This window comes from Castellaniella sp., assembly GCF_004321985.1.
Classification (GTDB): Bacteria; Pseudomonadota; Gammaproteobacteria; order Burkholderiales; family Burkholderiaceae_B; genus Castellaniella.
Genome location: NZ_SCQN01000011.1, coordinates 136,466 through 157,140 on the forward strand (window position 1 = coordinate 136,466; position 20,675 = coordinate 157,140).

Genomic DNA, 20,675 nt, shown 5'->3' on the forward strand with positions numbered 1-20,675 from the left:
CGCAGGGCAAGCGCGGGCCCGGCTGAGTGATTGCTCATTCCGTTTCCCGCAACCGGTTGGGCCGCAATTCGCCGTAGCGGGTCAGGATCGGGTAGGCGGCCGCGTTGACCAGATAGGAATTTACGCCGCCCGCATCGCGCAGGACCTCCAGGTAGAAGGCCCCCTCGTCGACCGCGTCGACGCGGCCGGCCTTGATGCGCTCCAGATGCCGCTGGGCGGCCTTGTCTTCCAGATCACGGAAGTAGTCTTTTTCAAATGCAAGGCTGCGGGCAACCTGCCGGTCGCCCGACATGAACAAGGCTGCCGACTGGCGCAGAGTCTGCTGCAGCCGCTCCAGTACCCCGGAGAGTTCAGCCCGTTGCTCGACGTCGAACTGCCAGTGTTTTTTGTGCAGCCGGTTCGCGTGGCCCAGCAGGCCCATGCCCGACACGCTGGCGGCGTGTGCAATGTTCATGGAAAACGCGAGGATGTTCTTCAGCGTCTTCTCGTCATCTGAGCTCAGGGTTTCCCGATCCTGGGTGGCAAGGTAAGCCGTGATCGACTGATCGAGCTGGTTGATGGCACTGTTCAGACGGCGGGCCTGGCCGACGGCGTCGCTGTCTTCGTGCAGCAAGGCGCGCTGAGTCAGCAGCAGGGACTCGCGCAGCAGGTCGGTGAGCCGCAGCGATTCTCGCGTGGCCTGGCCCAGCGCCACAGCCGGGACTTCGCGAGCCGAGGCATCCAGATACCGGGGGCGCGCCGGATCGTCGGGATCCAGGCGCTGCGGCAGCAGACGTTGCAGCCCGCGTGCATACAAGGAGAGGGCGGGCATGAAGCATGCCGCCACCACCAGATTGAAAACCAGGTGGAAGTTCGCTACCGCATGCGAATGATCAGGTCCCAGCGCGCCCATGATGGTGCCGGCCCATGGCAGGAGGACAATGGCGACGAGGCAGCCGGCGACGCGGGTTCCGAGGTTCCCCATGGGCAGCTGGCGTGACGCCGGGTTGCCGTCGTGGCCGCCCTCCAGCACTGGGTTGACGGCTGTGCCCAGGTTGGCGCCCAGCACCAGGATATAGGCCAGTTCGGGGCTTGCCAGGCCGTGGTGCGCCAGTGACATGATCAGTACGACGACCGCGACACTGGAGTGGGAGGCCCAGGTCAGCGCCGTGCTGGCCGCCAGTGCCAACAGTGGCATCCCGCCCAGGGTCTGCAGTGCGCTCCCCAGCATGGGGGCGGTATTCAGCGGTTCGAACATGGTGACCAGCTCGTCCAGCGCCAGAAGCAGCAGACCCAGTCCGATGAACACGCGCCCCAGGTCGCGGGTCCGGCCCGGCGCGTGATGCCGGAACATCCAGACTCCGGCCAGAATCAGGGCGGGCGCCAGATACGTCGGGTTGAACGACAGGGCCTGGACGATCAGTGTCGTGCCCACGTTGGCACCCAGCATGGCGGCCAGCCCCGGGGTCAGCGAGACCAGTCCGTCCATGGCAAAGCCCGTGATCATCAGGCCCGTGGCTGTGCTGCTCTGGATGGCTGCTGTGACGCCCAGTCCGGTCAGGAATGCCCGGGGCAGTGACCCCAAGGCGCGACCAATCCAGAGCCCGAAGGTCTTGCCAAAGGCCCGCTGCACCCCCGTCTGCACCATGTGTACGCCCCACAGCAGCAGGGCGACGAAGCCGCCAAAGCCGACGAGGACCTGGAGTTCCTGCATGTGCGGCGGCCCTTTGTGCTGGCCTCAGGGTTGCATCTGGCGCAGCGCCTCGATGCGTCGCTCGATGGGCGGGTGTGAGGCGAACAGAGCCCCCACGGCACCTCCGGCGATGCCCGCGGCCTGGAAAGACTTTGGAAGCGTTCCGGCTTCCAGCCCCCCTAGTCGTGCCAGGGCATGGATCATCGGATCGCGCGCACCCAGCAAGCGGGCCGAACCAGCATCCGCCCGAAACTCCCGTTGGCGGGAGAACCAGGCCACGATGATGGAAGCAATCACGCCGAACAGGATTTCGCACACAATCACGCTCAAGTAGTAACCCATGCCGACGCTGTCACGGTCGTTCTTCAGGAGAGCGCGATCGACGAAATATCCGACCAGCCGGGACAGGAAGATCACGAATGTATTGACGATCCCCTGGATCAGCGTCAGGGTCACCATGTCTCCGTTGGAGATGTGGGTGATCTCGTGCCCCAGCACGGCCGTGATTTCTTCTTCGTTCATGGACGACAGCAGCCCGGTGGAGACGGCGACCAGGGACTCATTGCGAAAGGCCCCGGTGGCAAAGGCGTTGGGGTCGCCTTCGTAGATGGCGACCTCGGGGTGGCCGATGCCGGCGCGGTCCGCGAGCTGGTGTATGGTGTCGACCAGCCAGGCTTCGCGGGCGTTACCCGGCGCTTGTGGGTCGATGATGCGTGCGCCGGTGCTCATCTTGGCCATCCACTTGCTCATGAAAAGCGAGATGAACGAGCCGGCGAATCCGAGCAGCGAGGCAAAGATGAGCAGTTGGACCGGGTCGATGCCGTTGGCCGTCAGGTAGCGGCCCACGCCGAGCACACTCATGCTGATGCTCAGCACCAGCATGACGGCCAGGTTGGTGACGAGAAAGAGGGCGATTCTTTTCATGGCTCAGGGTCTTCCGCGAGTGGAGGAGTTGTTGCGCTCAAAGTGTATAGTATCGGCTTGCCGATATGCATTCATGGCCCAGAACCTGAATCAATGAACTGACCTGTAGAGACATTCAATGCAGTCGCTGTGGATGCTGTTGGCTTGCGTGATGTTTGCCATGATGGGCGCCTTCGTGAAGGTCGCCGCCGATTTGGGGGCGTCGCTGCCTGAAATCGTGCTTTTTCGTGGCGTGCCATCGGTCCTTCTGCTGTTTTTCTGGGCGCGTTCCACGCACCGTGCCATTCGGCCCACCAGCTGGCGCCTGCATATCTGGCGCAACCTGAGCGGCATCACCTCCATGTGGCTGGGGTTCTATGCGCTGTTCGGCCTTCCTCTACCGACGGCGACCAGCCTGAACTACACTGCGCCGCTCTTCATCGCCGGCTGGCTGCTGCTGGCTGGCGGTGCCCAGCGTGACCCGGTCCGGATCCTGGCTGTGGCCGCGGGCTTTCTCGGGGTGCTGGGCATCCTGCGTCCCAGCATTGCGCATGATGAATGGTTTTTTGCCGTGATGGGCCTGGGAGCTGGTGCGTTTGCCGCCGTTGCGATGATGCAGATCCGTCAGTTGGGGCAGATCGGGGAACCGGAGTGGCTCACGGTGCTGCTGTTTTCCTGCGGGGTGGTGATCAGCAGCCTGGTCGGCCTGTCGATTGTAGGCTGGCACACGCGCAATCCGCTGGCGTTGTTGGCCCTTACGGGACTGGGCTCGGCCGGCCTGGTCGGGCAGCTTGCCATGACGCGAGCCTTCGGCCTGGGGTCAACCCTGTTGACGGCGGCGCTGCAGTACACCACCATCATCTTTGCAGCGTTGATAGGCATCGTCTTCTGGGGTGATCGGCTGGCCGCGCTTGCCTGGGCGGGTATTGTGCTCATCATCGGTTCCGGCCTGCTTTCGATTTGGCGCACCTATTCAGAAAATCGTTTGTTGCGGGGCGCACCGGCGGATACGCCGCCGGTGTTGTCGCGCGCTGCTCAGGAGGACCCACCATCATGACCGATTTGTTGATTCAGGCCGCGGCCTTGCGCGAGCGTCTGACCCGGCCAGGCTGCCTGGTGTTCGACGTGCGCCACAATCTTGCCGACCATCAGGCGGGGCGCCGCGCTTATGAAGCCGGTCATATTCCGGGTGCGCTGTACCTGGATCACGAAATCCAGCTCAGCGCGCCGCGCAGCGGCCGCAATGGCCGCCACCCACTGCCGGACCGCAGCGACTTTGCGGCGCTGATGCGCGCTCAGGGCCTGACCGCCCGTATGGAGGTCGTCGTCTATGACGCAGACAGCAGCATGTTTGCAGCCCATCTGTGGTGGATGTTGCGCTGGCTGGGACACGAGGCGGTATCAGTGCTCGACGGCGGCTGGGCAGCCTGGCGGGCGATCGGCGCCGAGGTTGAAACGGGGACACGCACACCCAGGCTGAGCGAGGCACAGGCGATCCAGGGTCAAGTCCTGTCGGGCAAGCCCTCGATGCCGCTGGTGGACACCCGTGGGGTGCTGGCCAATCTGGACGACCATCGCCTGACCATTCTGGACGCCCGGGCGCCCGAACGCTTCAGCGGTGAGACGGAGCCCATGGATCCGGTTGGCGGGCACATCCCGGGTGCAATCAATCGGCCGTTCAAGCTGAATCTGGAGCCAGACGGCCGCTTCAAGCCGTCCGCGCGGCTTCGCCAGGAATTCGAGACGCTGCTGGGCGACCGCCTGGATCACGGGATCGTGCATCAGTGTGGTTCGGGAATTACCGCCTGCCATAACCTGTTTGCGATGGAACTGGCCGGCTTGCGCGGGTCTGCGCTGTATCCGGGATCCTGGAGCGAGTGGTGCAGCGATCCGGCGCGCCCGGTGGCCAAGGGCGCCTGAACCAGGATCAATCCATCATGCGCCGGTACCAGGCGTGGAAGTGGGCCATGCCGTCTTCCAGCGGTGTCTGGTAAGGCCCGCACTGGCTGGTGCCGCGTTCCATGAGCGCCCGACGGCCCGCGTCCATGCGCTCGCCGATTTCGTCGTCTTCGATGGCGGTTTCCAGATAGGCTGCTTGCTGGGCTTCGATGAATTCGCGCTCGAAGGCGATGATTTCCTCGGGGTAGTAAAACTCGATCACGTTCATCGTTTCCTGCGGGGACACCGGGTACAGTGTAGACAGTACCAGTACATGCGGATAGAGCTCGATCATGTGCGTGGGGAAGTACGTCACCCAGATCGCGCCGAAGTCTGGTGCAGCGCCTTCTCGGTAGCTCAGCAGCCGGTCGTGCCAGGCACGGTAGATATCCGTCCCGGGTTGTCCCAGCGCCTGATGGATGCCGACCCGTTGCATGCTGTGGAATGCCCCGAATTCCCATTTCAGATCGTCGCAAGTGACGAACTGGCCCAGTCCCGGGTGGAAGGGGCCCACATGGTAGTCCTCCAGATAGACTTCGATGAAGGTCTTCCAGTTGTAGTGGCACGGATGGACTTCCACATGATCCAGTGCATAGTCCGAGAAATCGAACTCCGGCCGCGTGAAGAGTTCGCCAATGTCGGTCGACGGGTTGCGTTCGCCTTCGAACAGCAGTCCGTGGCAGTTGTGCAGCGGGAATGTATCGAGCTGCAGGTTGGGCTTTTCGGGGAACAGGGGGGCGTTTAGCAGCTTGCCTTGCGTGTCGTAGCTCCACTGATGGATGGGGCAGAGCATGCGCCCACCCGTCTGGCAAAGGTTGCCCCAGGCGCACGCGGGGTCGTGGCCGCCCTGTCCGCCGAGGATCAGCGCCTGGCGGTGCCGGCAGACGTTCGACAGCAGCCGTACCGCCCCCTGCTGATCGCGCAGCAGGACCCGCCCACCACCTTCCTGGGTCAGCGTGCGCCAGTCGCCCGGGTTGGGCACCATCTTTTCGTGGCCGATGTAACGGGCGCTGTGTGCAAAGATGCGATCCCGCTCCTGTTGCAGGATTTCCGGATCAAAATAATGCTGCACGGATAACTGGCTTGCCAGATCCGTGCCCGATGGGAGATAGGGATTGGTCATGGTTGGTTCCCCCCGCAAGAATTCATACTGATGAGCGGCCCATGGCGCCATCAGTGCGAAGAAAAACACCCGTCCTGGTCCGGTTTTGTGAACCGTGTACGCTCTTGCACGGGACGTGCCAGGAGCTGGGGCCAAAGATTGTACCCCAGCTTGGCAGAGGCTGCCTGATGCGACCGTGTGGTCACCACCGTCTGCGTGATTTCATGGGGGGCGGGGTTCTCGTACAATTCAGTCTGGACAGCAGAGAAGACACGCATGGTGAACGATCAAACGGGGCCGAAAGCGAGGCGCCCGCAACGCGGAGTTGCAGCCGATGCCGTCGCGCCAGAGGACGGCAGCCAGGATCTCCCAGCCGACTTCGAGGCAGCGCTGGCAGAGCTTGAATCCGTGGCGGCGCGCATGAGCGACGGCAACCTTGGCCTGGACGAATCGATCGCCCTGTATCAGCGTGGGGTGGCGCTGGCGCGTGTCTGCCAGCAACGGTTGGAAATTGCCGAGCAACAGGTGCAAGTCCTTCAGGGTCAGTTGCTCGAGCCTTTGGGCTCCGGGGCCCGAGACGACTCATGAGCGCGGTTTCTCCGGAATTCGATGTCTGGATGCAGGAAACCGTGACCCATGTCGCGGCTGTCCTCGACGAATTGTTGCCACCCGAAGAATCCGGCCTGGCGCGTTTGCGCGAGGCCATGCGCTACGCCGTGCTGGGGCCTGGCAAGCGGGTGCGAGCGGCGCTGGTGCGCGCGGCGGGCGAGGCCAGCCGGTCGGCGGGGTCAGCAACGGCTGCGCAGGACCTGGCGCTGGACTGCGCGTCGGCCGCCGTGGAACTCATCCACGCCTATTCGCTGGTGCATGACGACTTGCCCTGCATGGATGACGATGATCTGCGGCGCGGTCGGCCCACAGTGCATCGCCAGTTCGACGACGAGGCGCTGGCGATGCTGGCGGGGGACGCCTTGCAGCCGCTGGCGTTTGGCTGCCTGGCACAGATGCCGATTGCACCGGCCCTGGTCGTCCAGGCCGTGCAGGTCCTGTCCCAGGCCGCTGGGAGCGAAGGCATGGTCGGCGGGCAGGCCATCGATTGCGCGAGTGTCGGACAGGTGCTGCCGATCGAGGCCCTGCAGCAGATGCATCGCATGAAGACGGGGGCGATGCTCGAGGCCAGCGTGCTGCTGGGGGGCATCGTTGCCGGGGCCAGCTCGACCACGCGCACGGGTCTGGAAGGTTACGCTTCCGCCATGGGCCTGGCGTTTCAGGTGGTGGATGACATACTGGATGTGACGGCCGATTCCGCGACATTGGGCAAGACGGCTGGCAAGGATGCTGCGCATGGCAAGCCCACCTATGTGTCACTCATAGGGCTGGATGGTTCGCAGCGCCTGCTGGCCAGCCTGCACGATCAGGCACTTGAATCGCTTCTGCCGCTGGGGTCGGGCGCCGGCCGGCTGCGCGAGCTGGCCGATTTCATCATTGGCCGCTCTCATTAGGCGCGCCCCGAAGGTCGCGATGGCACAGGAAATCATGACGAGTTTGTTGGAAAGCATCGATTCACCGGCAGATCTGCGCCGGCTGGACCGTTCTGCGCTGAGGGGGCTGGCGACGGAGCTGCGGGCATTCGTCCTGGATTCCGTCTCCCATACCGGCGGGCACCTGTCGTCGAATCTGGGCGTGGTGGAGCTGACGCTGGCGCTGCATTATGTCTTTCACACCCCTGAGGACCGGCTGGTCTGGGATGTGGGCCATCAGTCCTATGCACACAAGATCCTGACCGGGCGCCGCGAGGCAATGGCGGGTTTGCGTCAATTGGGCGGGATTTCCGGCTTTCCCAGGCGGTGTGAGTCCCCGTACGATGCCTTCGGGACGGCCCATTCTTCCACGTCGATCTCGGCGGCTCTGGGGATGGCGGTCGCGGCGCGCAATGCCGGCATTGATCGCCAGAACATTGCCGTCATTGGCGACGGTGCGATGACGGCGGGCATGGCCTTCGAGGCCTTGAATAATGCTGGTGTGATCCCCGACATCAATCTCCTGGTGGTGCTCAACGACAACGACATGTCGATTTCACCCCCCGTGGGGGCACTGAACTACTACTTTGCCCGCCTGATGTCTGGGCAGTTCTATGCGCACGCCAAGAACGTGGGCAAGGCCGTGCTACAGCATGTGCCGCCGGTGCTGGAGCTCGCGCGCAAGCTCGAGGGCCACGCCAAGGGCATGCTTTCCCCTGCAACGCTGTTCGAGGAACTGGGCTTCAATTATGTCGGGCCCATCGACGGCCACGATCTGGATGTGCTGATTCCCACGCTGGAAAACCTTCGGGAATTAGGCGGGCTGCAGTTCCTGCATGTCGTGACGCGCAAGGGTCAGGGGTACAAGCTGGCCGAGGCCGATCCGGTGCTCTACCATGGGCCGGGGAAATTCGATCCTCGGGTGGGGATCCAGAAGCCCGCAACCCCGGGGCGCAAGACGTTTTCACAGGTTTTCGGCGACTGGCTGTGCGCCATGGCCCAGGCGGATACCCGCCTGGTGGGCATCACGCCTGCGATGCGCGAAGGCAGCGGACTGGTGGAATTCGAGCGGCGTTTCCCGGATCGTTATTTCGATGTGGGGATTGCCGAGCAGCATGCTGTCACGTTCGCTGCGGGTCTGGCGTGCGAGGGCTGCAAACCCGTGGTTGCCATCTATTCCACGTTCCTGCAGCGCGGCTACGACCAGTTCATTCATGACGTAGCGCTGCAGAATCTGGACGTGACCTTTGCGCTGGACCGGGCCGGCATCGTCGGAGCGGACGGAGCGACCCATGGCGGCAATTTCGATGTCGCCTTCTTGCGATGTGTCCCCAACATGGTAGTGGCGACGCCGTCGGACGAACACGAGGCGCGCTTGTTGCTCAACACCTGCTATCGTCACCCGGGGCCGGCTTCGGTGCGCTATCCGCGCGGAGCCGGGACTGGTGTTGCGGCCGGAGATTCGCTGGAACCCGTGGAGATCGGACGGGCCGTGGTCAGGCGACGTGGGTCGGGTGTTGCCCTGCTGGTCTTTGGCACCCTGCTGGCCTCAGCCGCCCAGGCGGCCGAGGCGCTGGATGCGACGCTGGTGGACATGCGATTCGTCAAACCGATCGATGAGGCGCTGCTGGTGGAGCTGGCGCAGTCTCACGAACTGTTCGTGACGGTTGAAGAGGCTGCCATCATGGCAGGAGCGGGCAGCGCGGTGGTGGAATATCTCAATCGGGAGGCGATCGCTCTCCCGGTCCTGCAGCTTGGCCTGCCGGATGAGTTCATCGATCATGGGGACCAGAAGACCATTCTTGCCGGGCTCGGCCTGGATGCGGCTGGGATCGAGGCGTCCATACGCCAGCGTTTGAATAGGACTATTTCATGAACACCCTGCTGGATTCGGTAGCTGCTGTGATGCCGGATGTACAAAGCTCGCCCGATACCCGTCGGATTGCCATCCAGCGGGTGGGGGTGCGAGGGGTGCGTCATCCGCTGCTCGTCGCCGCCGGCATGGGCCAGCCCCAGGCCACGATTGCCGAATGGGAAATGACCGTGGCCTTGCCGGCAGAGTCCAAGGGCACGCATATGTCGCGGTTCATTGCGCTGCTGGAATCCTACCGTTCGGTTCCCATGACACCCCAGCGCCTGTGCGAGATGGCACAGGCCATGCTGGATCGCCTGCAGGCGGACTCGGGCGACCTGACGGTGGATTTTCCTTATTTCATCGAGAAACCTGCTCCGGTGTCGGAGGTTCGCAGCCTGATGGACTATCAGGTGGGCTGGCGGGTCCGTGCCCAGCGCGGACAGGCGGCACGGTTTACGCTGCAGGTGCAGGTGCCGGTCACCAGCCTGTGCCCGTGCTCCAAGGCGATTTCGGAATACGGTGCCCACAATCAGCGGTCTCACGTCACCGTCCGCCTGGACTTTGAAGCCGTGCCGTCACTGGACCTGGAGTTACTCGTTCACCGCATCGAAGCGCAGGCCTCGTCAGAACTCTGGGGGCTGCTCAAGCGGGCGGATGAGAAGTATGTGACTGAGCATGCCTACGAAAACCCGAAGTTCGTCGAAGACCTGGTCCGGGATGTCGCAGTGATGCTGCAGCGCCAGCCTGGCGTGGCGGCTTACGAAGTTGCGGCCGAGAACTTCGAATCCATCCACAACCATTCAGCCTATGCGATGGTGCGCAGCGCCTAGCTGCCGCTCTAAAATCCAGGTGTGGTGGAGAAGTTCAGGAAGCGTGTACTGGCTCCCTGGAACGTCAGGCGCAGCATGCCGATGGGCCCGTTGCGCTGCTTGCCGATGATGATTTCAGCCGTACCCTTGTCGGGGGAGTCGGGGTTATAGACTTCGTCACGGTAGATGAAGATGATCACGTCGGCGTCCTGCTCGATGGCGCCTGATTCGCGCAGGTCGCTCATGACGGGGCGCTTGTTGGGGCGCTGCTCCAGGCTGCGGTTCAACTGGGACAGAGCCATCACCGGGCAGTTGAGTTCCTTGGCCAGGCTCTTCAGCGAACGACTGATCTCGGAGATCTCCGTTGCGCGGTTTTCGTTGGAGCCGCTGGACGACATGAGCTGCAGGTAGTCGATGATGACGAGGCCCAGCTGCCCGCATTGCCGGGCCAGGCGCCGGGTACGCGCGCGCACCTCCATCGAGGTCAGCGCGGGTGTTTCGTCGATGTAGATCTGGGCTTCTTCGACCTTCTGGACGGCGTGTGTCAGCCGCGGCCAGTCTTCCTGGTTGAGCTTGCCGGTTCGCATGCGGTGTTGATCCAGCATGCCCACGGACCCGATCATGCGCATGGCGAGCTGCACCGCACCCATTTCCATGGAAAATACCGCGACTGGCAGCCCTTGTTCGATCGCAACGTGCTCGCCGACGTTCATGGCGAACGAGGTTTTCCCCATCGAGGGGCGTCCCGCCACGATCACCAGGTCGCCCGGCTGCAGGCCAGAGGTCATCCGGTCCAGGTCGTTGAACCCGGTGGGGACGCCGGTGACGTCCGAGTCACCTTCACGGTGATACAGCTCGTCGATGCGCTCCACTACCTTCGCGAGCAGCGGGCGGATTTCCTGGAATCCCGCCATGCCCCGGGCGCCTTCCTGGGCGATCTGGAATACCCGTGACTCGGCTTCATCCAGGATCTGACGGGCTTCCTTGCCCTGCGGGTTGAACGCAGCCGACGAGATCTCATCGGCGATGGACACCAGCTTGCGCAGCATCGAACGCTCGCGCACGATCTCCGCGTAGCGCCGGATGTTGGCGGCCGATGGTGTATTGTGCGCAAGCGCATTCAGGTACGGCAGCCCGCCGCATTCCTCGGCCTTGCCGGAAGTCGCCAGCGACTCGTGCACGGTCACGACGTCGGCGGGCCTCGACAGGCCGACCAGCCGGACGATGTGCTGCCAGATCAGGCGGTGATCGAAGCGGTAAAAGTCCTCGTCGGCCAACACGTCGGCCACACGGTCAAATGCCGCATTGTCCAGCAGCAGCCCGCCAAGCACTGATTGCTCGGCCTCGATGGAGTGCGGCGGTACGCGCAGGTAGTCCAATTGCGCATCGGTCTCGGTTTCCACGACTGTCCTCGATTCGTCTGACTCGGCCCATGAAAAAGGCCGGCATCGCGCCGGCCTTTTTCAGTCGCACGCTGCCATTCCCACCCTGGGGAATGTAGCATGGCGGGTTTCCACCATCAGGCCATTTCGCCCTGGACGGTGAGCGTGATGTCGGCCACCACGTCCGCGTGCAGCGCGACCTGTAGCGGAAACTCGCCGACGGCCTTGATGGCGCCGTTGGGCATGCGGATCTGGGCCTTGTGCACATCGGTGAAGCCGGCGGCTTTCAGGGCCTCGGCGACGTCGATGGTCGTGACCGAGCCGAACAGGCGGCCGTCCACGCCGGACTTCTGGCTGACGACCAGCGCAAACCCGTGCAGCTTCTCGGACAGGGACTGGGCGGCAGCGAGCTTCTCGGCCTGATGTTTTTCGAGTTCGGCGCGACGGGCCTCGAATTCCTTCAGGGCTTCGGGCGTTGCACGGCGTGCGATCTTTTTCGGGATCAGGAAATTGCGGGCATAACCGTCGCGGACGCGGACCACGTCGCCCAGGCTGCCAAGATTGACGACTTTTTCAAGCAGGATGATTTGCATGACGGGCTCCTGGTCTTAGTGATGGTTGTCGGTGTACGGCAACAGGGCCAGGAAACGCGCACGCTTGATGGCCGTATCGAGCTGGCGCTGGTAGTGCGCCTTGGTGCCGGTCAGGCGGGCGGGGATGATCTTGCCGTTTTCCTGGATGAAGTCGCGCAGCGTATCCAGATCCTTGTAGTCGATTTCTTCGACCTTGGCGACCGTGAAGCGGCAGAACTTGCGACGCTTGAACAGTGGGTTCTGTTGCCCGAACTTGCGTTTGTCCTTGTTGTTGGACGACTTTTTGAAGAAAGCCATGATGTTTACCTTTGTCTGTGTCCGGGCGCTGCCCGATGTATTCGTTTACTGTATCTGTGCAATCTGCTGAAGGTGCAGCACCAGCCGGTCGGAACCCTGGCGTTGCGGCGCGAGAAACCCGGTGGCCTGGATCGGAGTGCCGTTGTCGGTTTCCGCCAGTGACTGTGCCAGATCGCCCAGGGCGACGGCTTGCAGTTCCAGCGTGACCCTGCGCAGCGCGCCGGCCTCTTGAACCTGGGATTCGTGTTCGAGCATGAAATGCAGGACCGGAATGCCCGCCGGCGTATGCCGCAGTGGTTCAGTCCTGTTCATCCGTGCCGTCAGCTCGACCCGATTCACCGATTGCATCAGCGCCTGGTCAGGATTTCACGGGTTCGGCAGCCGCCTTGCGGGCCTCTTCGCGTTCGACCGACTTCATCATGAAGGAAGGTTCAGTGTGAGCCTTCTTTTGCTTGATGAACAGGGAACGCAGGATGGCGTCGTTGTAGCGGAAGGAATGTTCCAGTTCTTCCAGGGCGGGTTCGCCGCACTCGATGTTGAAGCACACATAGTGGGCCTTGACGAGCTTCTGGATCGGGTAGGCAAGCTGACGGCGACCCCAGTCTTCGACACGGTGGATGGTCCCGCCGTTCGAGGTGACCATGGTCTGGTAGCGCTCGATCATGGCGGGCACCTGCTCGCTTTGATCGGGATGCACGATAAACACTACTTCGTAGTGGCGCATGAATGACTCCTTGTGGATATCTGCAGTGTTGACAGACAGCCCGTGGGATCCATGATCCCAATCGGGCAAGTAACCCGGCATTCTATCACGACGATTTGTCGGATGTCATCCTGAGTGCCAGACGCATGGCGGCGTTCAGCGACGCCGGGTCGGCCACGCCACGGCCGGCAATGTCATAGGCGGTGCCGTGGTCCACGCTGGTGCGGACGAAGGGCAGGCCCACCGTGACGTTCACGCCCTCATCCAGTCCCAGGTACTTGATGGGAATCAGGCCCTGGTCGTGGTATTGGGCCACGACGATATCGAATTCTCCGTGGCGGGCGCGCATGAAGACCGTGTCGCCCGGCCACGGCCCGGATACCAGCAGGCCTTCGGCCTGAGCCTGTTCGATGGCGGGGAGGATGAAGCGCGCCTCCTCGGTGCCGAAGGCGCCATTTTCGCTGGCGTGGGGGTTCAGACCCGCGACGGCGATGCGCGGCTGTGGGATGCCGGCCTGGCGACAGGCGTGTTGTGCCAGGCGGATGGCCGTCCGTTCGGCGGCGATGCTGATGGCGCCGGGTACGTCGGCCAGCGCGATGTGGATGGTGACCAGCAATACCCGAAGCTCGTCGTTCGCCAGCATCATGGCGTAGTCGCGCGTCCCGGTGCGCGAGGCCAGGATCTCGGTGTGGCCCGGGAAGTTCACGCCTGCCGCCCGCATCGCTTCCTTGTTCAGTGGTGCCGTCACGATGGCGCGCAAGTGATTCGCCTGAGCGTCGTCGATCGCGTGGCACAGATACTCATAAGCGCCGCGCCCGGCTGCCGGGTTGACTTTGCCCACCTGCAGGTCAGCGGGCAGTGGTTCCCAGCGGTTGAGCACGCCAATGACATTGCCGACGGTGCCTCGCCCCGGGCTGTCCAGCGCCTGGATACGCAATTGCTGCGACAGCCCCAGCGATTGACAGGTGCGCCTCAGGATCCCTGCGTCGCCGTACACGACGGCTGGGTGGGGCAGGCCGGCGGCGAACAGACGCACGATCAGCTCGGGGCCGATGCCGGCCGCATCGCCCATGGTGAAGGCGAGCGGGTGGCCAGAACGGGCCGGAAGGCCCACTAGAGCACCTCGCTGGCGTAGTCCGCCAGCCGGGAGCGTTCGCCGCGCTGCAGCGTGATATGCCCCGCATGGGGCCAGCCCTTGAAGCGGTCCACGACGTAGGTAAGCCCCGAGCTGCCTTCCGTGAGGTAGGGGGTGTCGATCTGGGCGATGTTTCCCAGGCAGATGATCTTGGTTCCAGGGCCTGCCCGAGTTGTCAGCGTCTTCATCTGCTTGGGCGTCAGATTTTGGGCTTCGTCGATGATCAGGTATTTGTTCAGGAACGTGCGCCCGCGCATGAAATTCATGGATTTGACCTTGATGCGAGAGCGGATCAGGTCCATGGCCGGGGTCCTGTCCCAGTCCTGGCTGGTGCTGCTGGTTCCCAGGCTGCCGGACGCCCCCTGGTGCAGTACCTCGAGGTTGTCCTCGAGGGCGCCCATCCAGGGGAGCATCTTTTCTTCTTCGGTACCCGGCAGAAAGCCGATGTCGTCGCCCACCGGCACCGTGGCCCGGGTGATGATGATCTCGGTATAGCGCTTGGTCTCGAAGGTCTGCGCCAGGCCGCTGGCGAGCGCGAGCAGGGTCTTGCCGGTGCCGGCCTGTCCCAGGAGCGACACGAAGTCGATCTCCGGGTTCATCAGCAGGTTCAGGGCGAAATTCTGTTCGCGGTTGCGCGCCGTGACGCCCCAGACACTGTTTTTGGCGTGGCTGAAGTCGCGCAGCGTGGACAGCACGGCGTTCTTGCCCGTGACTTCGCGCACCTGCGCTGAAAGCGGCATTTCGCCGTCGTAGTAGACGAACTCGTTGACGATGAACTGGCTGCACAGTGGCCCGCGAACCCGATACCAGGTCAGACCATTCTGCTGCCAGGACTCGATGTCCTTGCCGTGCTTATTCCAGAAGTTCTCCGGCAGCGGCATGACCCCGTCGTAGAGCAGATCCGAATCGTCCAGCACATGGTCATTCAGATAGTCTTCCGCAGGCAGGTTCAATGCCCGCGCCTTCAGGCGCATGTTGATGTCCTTGGACACCAGCACGATTTCGCGTTTCGGATCCTGCTCGCGCAACCCGTGGACGATCCCCAGGATCACGTTGTCTGCCTTGCCCATGGGCAGTTCCAGGGGCAGATGGGCGTTGGTCGGTTTTGTCTGGAAATAGAGTGATCCCAGCGCGTCGGTGTGTCCCAGCGCATCCAGCGGCACGCCCTTGCTGAGGTCGGAGGTGTCGACCAGTTCGTCCAGGTACCGGCTGACCTGCCGCGCATTGCGGGCGACCTCGGACATGCCTTTTTTCTGGTGATCCAGTTCTTCCAGCACGATCATGGGCAGGAAGACGTCATGTTCGGCGAAGCGGAACAGGGACGAAGGGTCGTGCAGCAGCACGTTGGTGTCCAGCACGAAGAGCTTGCGCTGTGCCGTGGGCAGGCGCTTGAGCTTGCCGGACGCTGTTGCTGGCTTGGACGGGCCGGCTGGTGCCCGGGCCTTCTGGGCAGTGGGGGATGGGCTGGGGACTGTTTGCCGCGCCTGGACTGGCCGTGGTTTTACCTGGGCTGGCTTTGGTTTTGCCTGATCTGGCTGTGGTTTCGGTTGGACTGGCTGTGGTTTCGCCTGGACCGCTGGCGGGGTTGCTTCGGTCACCGGTCTGGTGGTGAGGATTGCCGCCAGCTGGCGTTTGGCCGGCGCAGCCGGTGTGGCGGCCTGTGCCGGCCGGCGTTCGGTGTTTGGAGCATCAGTCTGGTGGACCCGAGGGGAGGAAGTGACGGGTTCTACAGTGGCACCCATGCTGGATGGGGCTTTCGGAAGGGGCATAGGAGCTCCGGTGGATGGGCGGCTTACGCGGTCAGTTCGTGGACGGCCTTCAGGACTTCGTTCACATGGTCGGGGACGCGCACACCGCGCCATTCGCGCACGAGCACGCCTTTTGCGTCGATCAGAAAGGTGCTGCGTTCCACCCCTCGGACCTGCTTGCCGTACATGTTCTTCAGCTTCATCACGCCAAACAGCGTGCACAGGGTTTCGTCTGGATCCGAGATGAGGGCGAACGGCAGGTTCTGTTTTTCCGTGAAGCCGTCGTGCGATTTCAGCGAGTCGCGCGAGACCCCGTAGATGGGGCAGCCCAGTGCTTCGAATTGCGCGTGCTGGTCGCGGAAATCCTGGGCTTCCAGCGTGCAGCCCGGGGTGTTGTCCTTGGGGTAGAAGTACAGCACCCAGGGCTTGCCCAGCAATGCTTGCGAATCAAAAGGGCCCTGGGTCGTATCAGCCTTCAGGGCGGGCAGCGGGTGGCCGATCTGGGGAGTTGTCATGAATGGGGGGCTCCAGGAAGGAGAAGCACCAGTACGTGGCGATCCTCGGACATGAGAATGTTGTAGGTACGGGCTGCGGCCTGAGTGGTCATGGTCTCTACGCCGATGCCGAGCTTGAGCAGCGGCCGGATGACCTCGGGGGACAGGAAGACCTGGTGGGCCCCCGTCCCGATCAGGACGACCTCGGGGGCGTCGGGCGGCAGGGCGGCTGGCGCATCGTCCAGGAAGGCCAGCGGGTCGCGGGCGACGTCCTGTACGCCGATCAGGGCCTGGAGGAGCGCCGCGTCGATCTCGCCTGGCCACTGTAGGTCCAGATTGCGGACGGGGCCCTGGGGCGAGAAGCAGATGGCGGACTCGAAGCGCTCCCGGTTGATTTCCAGGTAGTCGTCGCCGTAGGCCGTCACGGTGTTCAGTTCAGGGTTGGAATCTTTTTGCAGTAGCACAGTTGCTCCGGTGTTCCTGTGATGATAGCGCAATCGGTTGACTGCAAAGCAGGTCGTGGCGGATCCATTTGCGAGTCTGTAATTCATGCGCTAGATTAATGAATTTGCTGCGCTGCATTCACGGGCGGCGCCGCATTTCGCCAGCCGTTTTCACCGCCACCGAGGTCCACCATGACGAGCTTTCCGCGCATCGAGCGCCTGCCCCCCTATGTGTTCAACATCACCGGGGAGCTGAAGATGGCTGCTCGCAGGCGCGGCGAGGACATCATCGACATGTCCATGGGCAATCCGGATGGCCCCACACCGCAGCACATCGTGGACAAGCTGGTGGAAGTCGTGCATCGCGACCATACGCACGGCTATTCGGTCTCCAAGGGAATTCCCCGGCTGCGCCGGGCCATTGCGAACTGGTACGGGCGGCGCTATGGGGTGGACATCGATCCCGAGACAGAGGCCATCGTCACCATCGGGTCAAAAGAGGGTCTGGCCCATCTGATGCTGGCAACCCTGGATCGCGGGGATACGGTGCTGGTGCCCAATCCTAGTTATCCCATCCACATCTATGGCGCAGTGATTGCCGGCGCCAATATCCGTTCGGTGCCCATGACGCCGGGGCTGGATTTCTTCGAGGAAATCGAGCGTGCGGTGCGCGAGACCATCCCCAAGCCCAAGATGATGATCCTGGGGTTCCCCAGCAACCCGACGGCGCAGTGCGTGGATCTGTCGTTTTTCGAGCGTATCGTGGCGCTGGCGCGCGAGCACGGCATCCTGGTGGTGCACGACCTGGCCTATGCGGACATCACCTTTGACGGCTATGTAGCGCCTTCCATCATGCAGGTGCCCGGGGCTCGCGACGTAGCGGTGGAATTCTTCACCATGAGCAAAAGCTACAACATGGCCGGATGGCGGGTGGGTTTCATGGTGGGCAACCGCGAACTGGTGCATGCGCTGGCGCGCATCAAGAGCTACCACGATTACGGCACCTTCACACCGATCCAGGTGGCGGCCATCGCCGCGCTGGAGGGGCCGCAGGATTGCGTGGCCCAGGTGGTGGAACAGTACCGCAGCCGCCGCGATGTGCTGGCCCGCAGCCTGCACGAGGCCGGCTGGATGGTGGATATCCCCAAGGCTTCCATGTATATCTGGGCGCACATCCCCGAGCCCTATCGTGCGCAGGGCTCGCTGGAATTCTCCAAGCGCCTGCTGGCCGATGCAAAGGTCGCCGTGTCCCCCGGGATCGGCTTTGGCGACTACGGCGACGAGTATGTGCGTTTTGCACTCATCGAAAACGAACAGCGCATCCGCCAGGCCGTGCGTGGCATCAAGGACATGTTCCGCAAGGACGGGTTGCTCAAATGAGGCCCATCCGTGTGGGATTGCTGGGTTTGGGCGTAGTCGGCGGCGGGGTCTGGACGGTCCTGAGGCAGAATGGCGGCGAGATCGCCCGGCGGGCCGGGCGGCACATCGAGGTTGCCGCCGTTGCGGTGCGGGACGTGGCAAAGGCTCGCGCGCTGGTGGGCCCCGATGTGAAGGTGATCACTGACGGCATGGCCCTGATCCGTGACCCGGATATTGACATCATTGTCGAGCTGATCGGCGGCCAGACTGTTGCGCGCCAGTGCATCCTGGAGGCGATCGCCCAGGGCAAGCATGTTGTGACGGCGAACAAGGCCTTGCTCGCCGTCCACGGCAATGAGATCTTTGCGGCCGCACAGGCGCGCGGCGTGATGGTCGCCTTCGAGGCGGCAGTGGGTGGCGGCATCCCCATCATCAAGGCGATTCGCGAGGGTCTGACGGCGAACCGGATCCAATGGGTGGCCGGCATCATCAACGGCACGACCAATTTCATCCTGTCCGAAATGCGCCTGCGCGGGCTGCCGTTCGAGACCGTCCTGGCCGAGGCCCAGCGGCTGGGTTATGCCGAGGCGGACCCCACATTCGACATCGAGGGCGTCGATGCGGCCCATAAGCTGACGCTGCTGGCGTCGCTGGCGTTTGGCGTGCCGGTGCAGTTTGACCGCGCATATATCGAAGGCATCTCCCACCTGGCTTCGGAAGACATCGTCCATGCGGAGCGTCTGGGATACCGGATCAAGCTGCTGGGGATCACGCGACACCGGCCCGATGGCATCGAGCTGCGGGTCCACCCGGCGCTGGTGCCGGCCGGCTGCCTGCTGGCCAGCGTGGAAGGCGCGATGAACGCCGTCCTGGTGCGCGGTGATGTCGTGGGCCCCTCGATGTATTACGGGCAAGGCGCAGGCGCCTTGCCCACCGCGTCGGCCGTTGTGGCCGATCTGGTCGACGTGGCCCGGCTGCAGATGGCGGATCCGGAGCACCGTGTCCCCCATCTGGCGTTTCAGCCCGATGCGATGGCGGACATCCCCATCCTGCCCATGGCAGAGGTCCGCACCAGCTTCTATCTGCGCCTGCGTGTGGATGACCGGCCGGGCGTGCTCGCGGATCTGGCGCGCATACTGTCCCAAGCCAAAATCTCTGTGGGGTCCATGTTCCAGCAGCCGCACGGGGAGCATCAAGCCGATATCATTTTCCTGACGCATGAGGCACGGGAAGGCGACGTGCAGCAGGCGCTGCAGGTCATCCACGATCTGCCCTTCGTGCATTCCGGCGTCACCCTCCTGCGCGTGGAGAACCTCAATTGAAGTATCAGTCCACCCGGGGCGGAATGGCCCCTCTGCCATTTTGTGACATCCTGCTCGAAGGTCTGGCGCCCGACGGCGGCCTGACCTTGCCAGTGGCCCTTCCGGCCCTGACGCCGGAGATGCTGGAATCCTGGCGCACACTGGACTATGCGGAGCTTGCCGCGCGGGTTCTGGCGCTCTTCATTGATGACATTGCCCCCGACACGCTGCAGCGCCTGACGCGGGCTGCGTACGCGCCAGACGTATTTCCGCGCATTGCGCCGGTCAAGCCTCTGGCGCCGGGCCTGTCGCTGCTGGGTCTGTCCGAGGGGCCGACCCTGGCATTCAAGGACATGGCCATGCAGTTCCTGGGGCAGGTGTTCGAGACGGTGCTGGCGCAGCGCGGGCAGACGCTGAACATTCTGGGCGCGACGTCCGGCGATACGGGATCGGCCGCCGAATACGCCCTGCGCGGCAAGCAGGGGATCGCTGTCTTCATGCTGTCCCCGCAGGGGCGCATGAGCGCTTTTCAGCGGGCTCAAATGTATTCGCTGCAGGACGCCAACATTCACAACATTGCCATTCGCGGGGTGTTCGACGAGTGCCAGGACATCGTCAAGGCGCTGTCCGGCGATCTGACCTTCAAGAGCACCTATCGCCTGGGCGCGGTGAATTCCATCAACTGGGCGCGGATTGCGGCGCAGGTCGTGTATTACGTCTGGGGCTGGTTGCGGGCCACGAAAAACGCGGGTGACCTGGTCTCCTTTGCCGTGCCTTCGGGGAACTTCGGCAACATCCTGGCAGGCCACATCGCGCGCCAGATGGGATTGCCGGTCCGCCGGCTGGTGCTGGCCACCAACGAGAACAATGTGCTTGAGGAATTCTTCCGCACGGGCGTCTACCGCCCGCGGCCGGCCAGTCAGACCTTTGCCACGTCCAGCCCGTCGATGGACATTTCGCGGGCGTCCAACTTCGAGCGCTTCCTCTTCGATCTGGTGGGGCGTGACCCCGTGCGGGTCAAGGCGCTGATGCAGGAGCTGCAGCAGAAAGGGTCCTTCGATCTGTCGGCGCTCAAACCGCAGTTTGAGGATCGCTACGGGTTCGTGGCGGGCTCCAGCACCCACGCGGACCGGCTGCACACCATCCGGTCCGTCCACCAGGAAACCGGCGTGCTGATCGACCCACATACGGCCGATGCCGTCAAGGTCGCGCGCGAGCATCTGGAGTCTGGTGTGCCCATGCTGGTGCTGGAAACCGCATTGCCGGCCAAGTTTGCCGACACCATCGTGCAGGCTGTCGGGGTCGATCCCGAGGTGCCGGCACCCCTGCGTGATCTGGCACAGCGCCCTCAGCGCGTCACGCTCATGGATTGCGATGCGCGGCTGGTGGCGGATTATCTGCGGCAGCACGCGCTGTAGTTC

21 protein-coding genes are annotated in these 20,675 nt (G+C 63.5%); 9 read left to right on the forward strand and 12 right to left on the reverse strand.

Annotation, left to right across the window (positions count from 1 at the left end):
• Window positions 1–34 precede the first annotated feature (34 nt).
• Window positions 35–1,693 (reverse strand): Na/Pi cotransporter family protein, encoded by a 1,659-nt coding sequence (locus tag EPN31_RS02955; RefSeq protein ID WP_291769244.1) that lies wholly within the window; start codon window positions 1,691–1,693, stop codon window positions 35–37.
• A 24-nt stretch (window positions 1,694–1,717) separates the two neighbouring features.
• Complete coding sequence (htpX, locus tag EPN31_RS02960) at window positions 1,718–2,596, reverse strand: protease HtpX (protein WP_291769247.1); 879 nt, start codon at window positions 2,594–2,596, stop codon at window positions 1,718–1,720.
• Window positions 2,597–2,714: 118 nt separating this feature from the next.
• Between htpX and EPN31_RS02965 the strand changes: the two genes are divergently transcribed.
• Complete coding sequence (locus EPN31_RS02965; RefSeq protein WP_291769251.1) at window positions 2,715–3,632, forward strand: DMT family transporter; 918 nt, start codon at window positions 2,715–2,717, stop codon at window positions 3,630–3,632.
• Window positions 3,629–4,495 carry a sulfurtransferase gene (locus EPN31_RS02970; protein ID WP_291769254.1) on the forward strand — a complete coding sequence of 289 codons (867 nt, stop codon included), beginning with the start codon at window positions 3,629–3,631 and terminating at the stop codon, window positions 4,493–4,495. The genes EPN31_RS02965 and EPN31_RS02970 overlap by 4 nt, the downstream gene beginning before the upstream one ends.
• A gap of 7 nt (window positions 4,496–4,502) precedes the next feature.
• Here EPN31_RS02970 and EPN31_RS02975 read toward each other — a convergent pair whose 3' ends face one another.
• Entirely contained in the window at window positions 4,503–5,636 is a 1,134-nt protein-coding gene (locus tag EPN31_RS02975) for an aromatic ring-hydroxylating dioxygenase subunit alpha (protein ID WP_291769257.1), read from the reverse strand.
• A gap of 255 nt (window positions 5,637–5,891) precedes the next feature.
• Here EPN31_RS02975 and xseB point away from each other — a divergent pair, with 255 nt between their 5' ends.
• From xseB to folE2, 4 genes are read left to right on the forward strand one after another with little or no spacing between them, the layout of a single operon-like run.
• Window positions 5,892–6,203 (forward strand): exodeoxyribonuclease VII small subunit, encoded by a 312-nt coding sequence (xseB, locus tag EPN31_RS02980; RefSeq protein ID WP_291769260.1) that lies wholly within the window; start codon window positions 5,892–5,894, stop codon window positions 6,201–6,203.
• Complete coding sequence (locus tag EPN31_RS02985) at window positions 6,200–7,117, forward strand: polyprenyl synthetase family protein (RefSeq protein ID WP_291769263.1); 918 nt, start codon at window positions 6,200–6,202, stop codon at window positions 7,115–7,117. The genes xseB and EPN31_RS02985 overlap by 4 nt, the downstream gene beginning before the upstream one ends.
• A gap of 31 nt (window positions 7,118–7,148) precedes the next feature.
• Window positions 7,149–9,011: a 1-deoxy-D-xylulose-5-phosphate synthase gene (gene dxs / locus EPN31_RS02990; protein ID WP_291769385.1), complete on the forward strand. Its 1,863-nt coding sequence runs from the start codon at window positions 7,149–7,151 to the stop codon at window positions 9,009–9,011.
• Window positions 9,008–9,820, forward strand: coding sequence for a GTP cyclohydrolase FolE2 (gene folE2, locus EPN31_RS02995; protein ID WP_291769266.1), 813 nt, complete (start codon window positions 9,008–9,010; stop codon window positions 9,818–9,820). Before dxs ends, folE2 begins: the two co-directional genes overlap by 4 nt.
• Window positions 9,821–9,828: 8 nt before the next feature.
• Here the strand turns inward: folE2 and EPN31_RS03000 are convergent, their stop codons facing one another.
• The 9 genes from EPN31_RS03000 to EPN31_RS03040 form a co-directional block, all read right to left on the reverse strand.
• Window positions 9,829–11,202 carry a replicative DNA helicase gene (locus tag EPN31_RS03000; RefSeq protein WP_291769269.1) on the reverse strand — a complete coding sequence of 458 codons (1,374 nt, stop codon included), beginning with the start codon at window positions 11,200–11,202 and terminating at the stop codon, window positions 9,829–9,831.
• A gap of 116 nt (window positions 11,203–11,318) precedes the next feature.
• Window positions 11,319–11,774, reverse strand: coding sequence for a 50S ribosomal protein L9 (gene rplI, locus EPN31_RS03005; protein WP_291769272.1), 456 nt, complete (start codon window positions 11,772–11,774; stop codon window positions 11,319–11,321).
• Window positions 11,775–11,789: 15 nt separating this feature from the next.
• Window positions 11,790–12,071: a 30S ribosomal protein S18 gene (gene rpsR / locus EPN31_RS03010; RefSeq protein ID WP_291769275.1), complete on the reverse strand. Its 282-nt coding sequence runs from the start codon at window positions 12,069–12,071 to the stop codon at window positions 11,790–11,792.
• A 45-nt stretch (window positions 12,072–12,116) separates the two neighbouring features.
• Window positions 12,117–12,410, reverse strand: coding sequence for a primosomal replication protein N (gene priB / locus EPN31_RS03015; protein ID WP_291769388.1), 294 nt, complete (start codon window positions 12,408–12,410; stop codon window positions 12,117–12,119).
• Window positions 12,411–12,429: 19 nt separating this feature from the next.
• The gene (gene rpsF, locus EPN31_RS03020; RefSeq protein WP_291769278.1) at window positions 12,430–12,795 is read right to left on the reverse strand and encodes a 30S ribosomal protein S6; all 366 of its coding nucleotides are present in this window, start codon (window positions 12,793–12,795) and stop codon (window positions 12,430–12,432) included.
• Between the two features lie 85 nt (window positions 12,796–12,880).
• Window positions 12,881–13,846, reverse strand: a complete 966-nt coding sequence (gene pdxA / locus EPN31_RS03025; protein WP_291769390.1) for a 4-hydroxythreonine-4-phosphate dehydrogenase PdxA — start codon at window positions 13,844–13,846, stop codon at window positions 12,881–12,883.
• Window positions 13,847–13,887: 41 nt separating this feature from the next.
• On the reverse strand, window positions 13,888–15,678 hold the full coding sequence (locus tag EPN31_RS03030; protein WP_291769281.1) for a PhoH family protein: 1,791 nt from the start codon (window positions 15,676–15,678) through the stop codon (window positions 13,888–13,890).
• A gap of 23 nt (window positions 15,679–15,701) precedes the next feature.
• Window positions 15,702–16,172: a peroxiredoxin gene (locus tag EPN31_RS03035; RefSeq protein WP_291769284.1), complete on the reverse strand. Its 471-nt coding sequence runs from the start codon at window positions 16,170–16,172 to the stop codon at window positions 15,702–15,704.
• Window positions 16,169–16,615, reverse strand: coding sequence for an MTH938/NDUFAF3 family protein (locus tag EPN31_RS03040; RefSeq protein ID WP_291769288.1), 447 nt, complete (start codon window positions 16,613–16,615; stop codon window positions 16,169–16,171). The genes EPN31_RS03035 and EPN31_RS03040 overlap by 4 nt, the downstream gene beginning before the upstream one ends.
• Window positions 16,616–16,786: 171 nt before the next feature.
• Here EPN31_RS03040 and alaC point away from each other — a divergent pair, with 171 nt between their 5' ends.
• The 3 genes from alaC to thrC are packed head-to-tail and all read left to right on the forward strand — an operon-like array spanning window position 16,787 to window position 20,672.
• A complete protein-coding gene (alaC, locus tag EPN31_RS03045) occupies window positions 16,787–17,974 on the forward strand; it encodes an alanine transaminase (RefSeq protein WP_291769291.1) in 1,188 nt (395 codons plus the stop codon).
• A complete protein-coding gene (locus EPN31_RS03050; RefSeq protein WP_291769294.1) occupies window positions 17,971–19,275 on the forward strand; it encodes a homoserine dehydrogenase in 1,305 nt (434 codons plus the stop codon). Before alaC ends, EPN31_RS03050 begins: the two co-directional genes overlap by 4 nt.
• Window positions 19,272–20,672, forward strand: a complete 1,401-nt coding sequence (gene thrC / locus EPN31_RS03055) for a threonine synthase (RefSeq protein WP_291769297.1) — start codon at window positions 19,272–19,274, stop codon at window positions 20,670–20,672. The genes EPN31_RS03050 and thrC overlap by 4 nt, the downstream gene beginning before the upstream one ends.
• The last annotated feature ends 3 nt before the right edge of the window (window positions 20,673–20,675 follow it).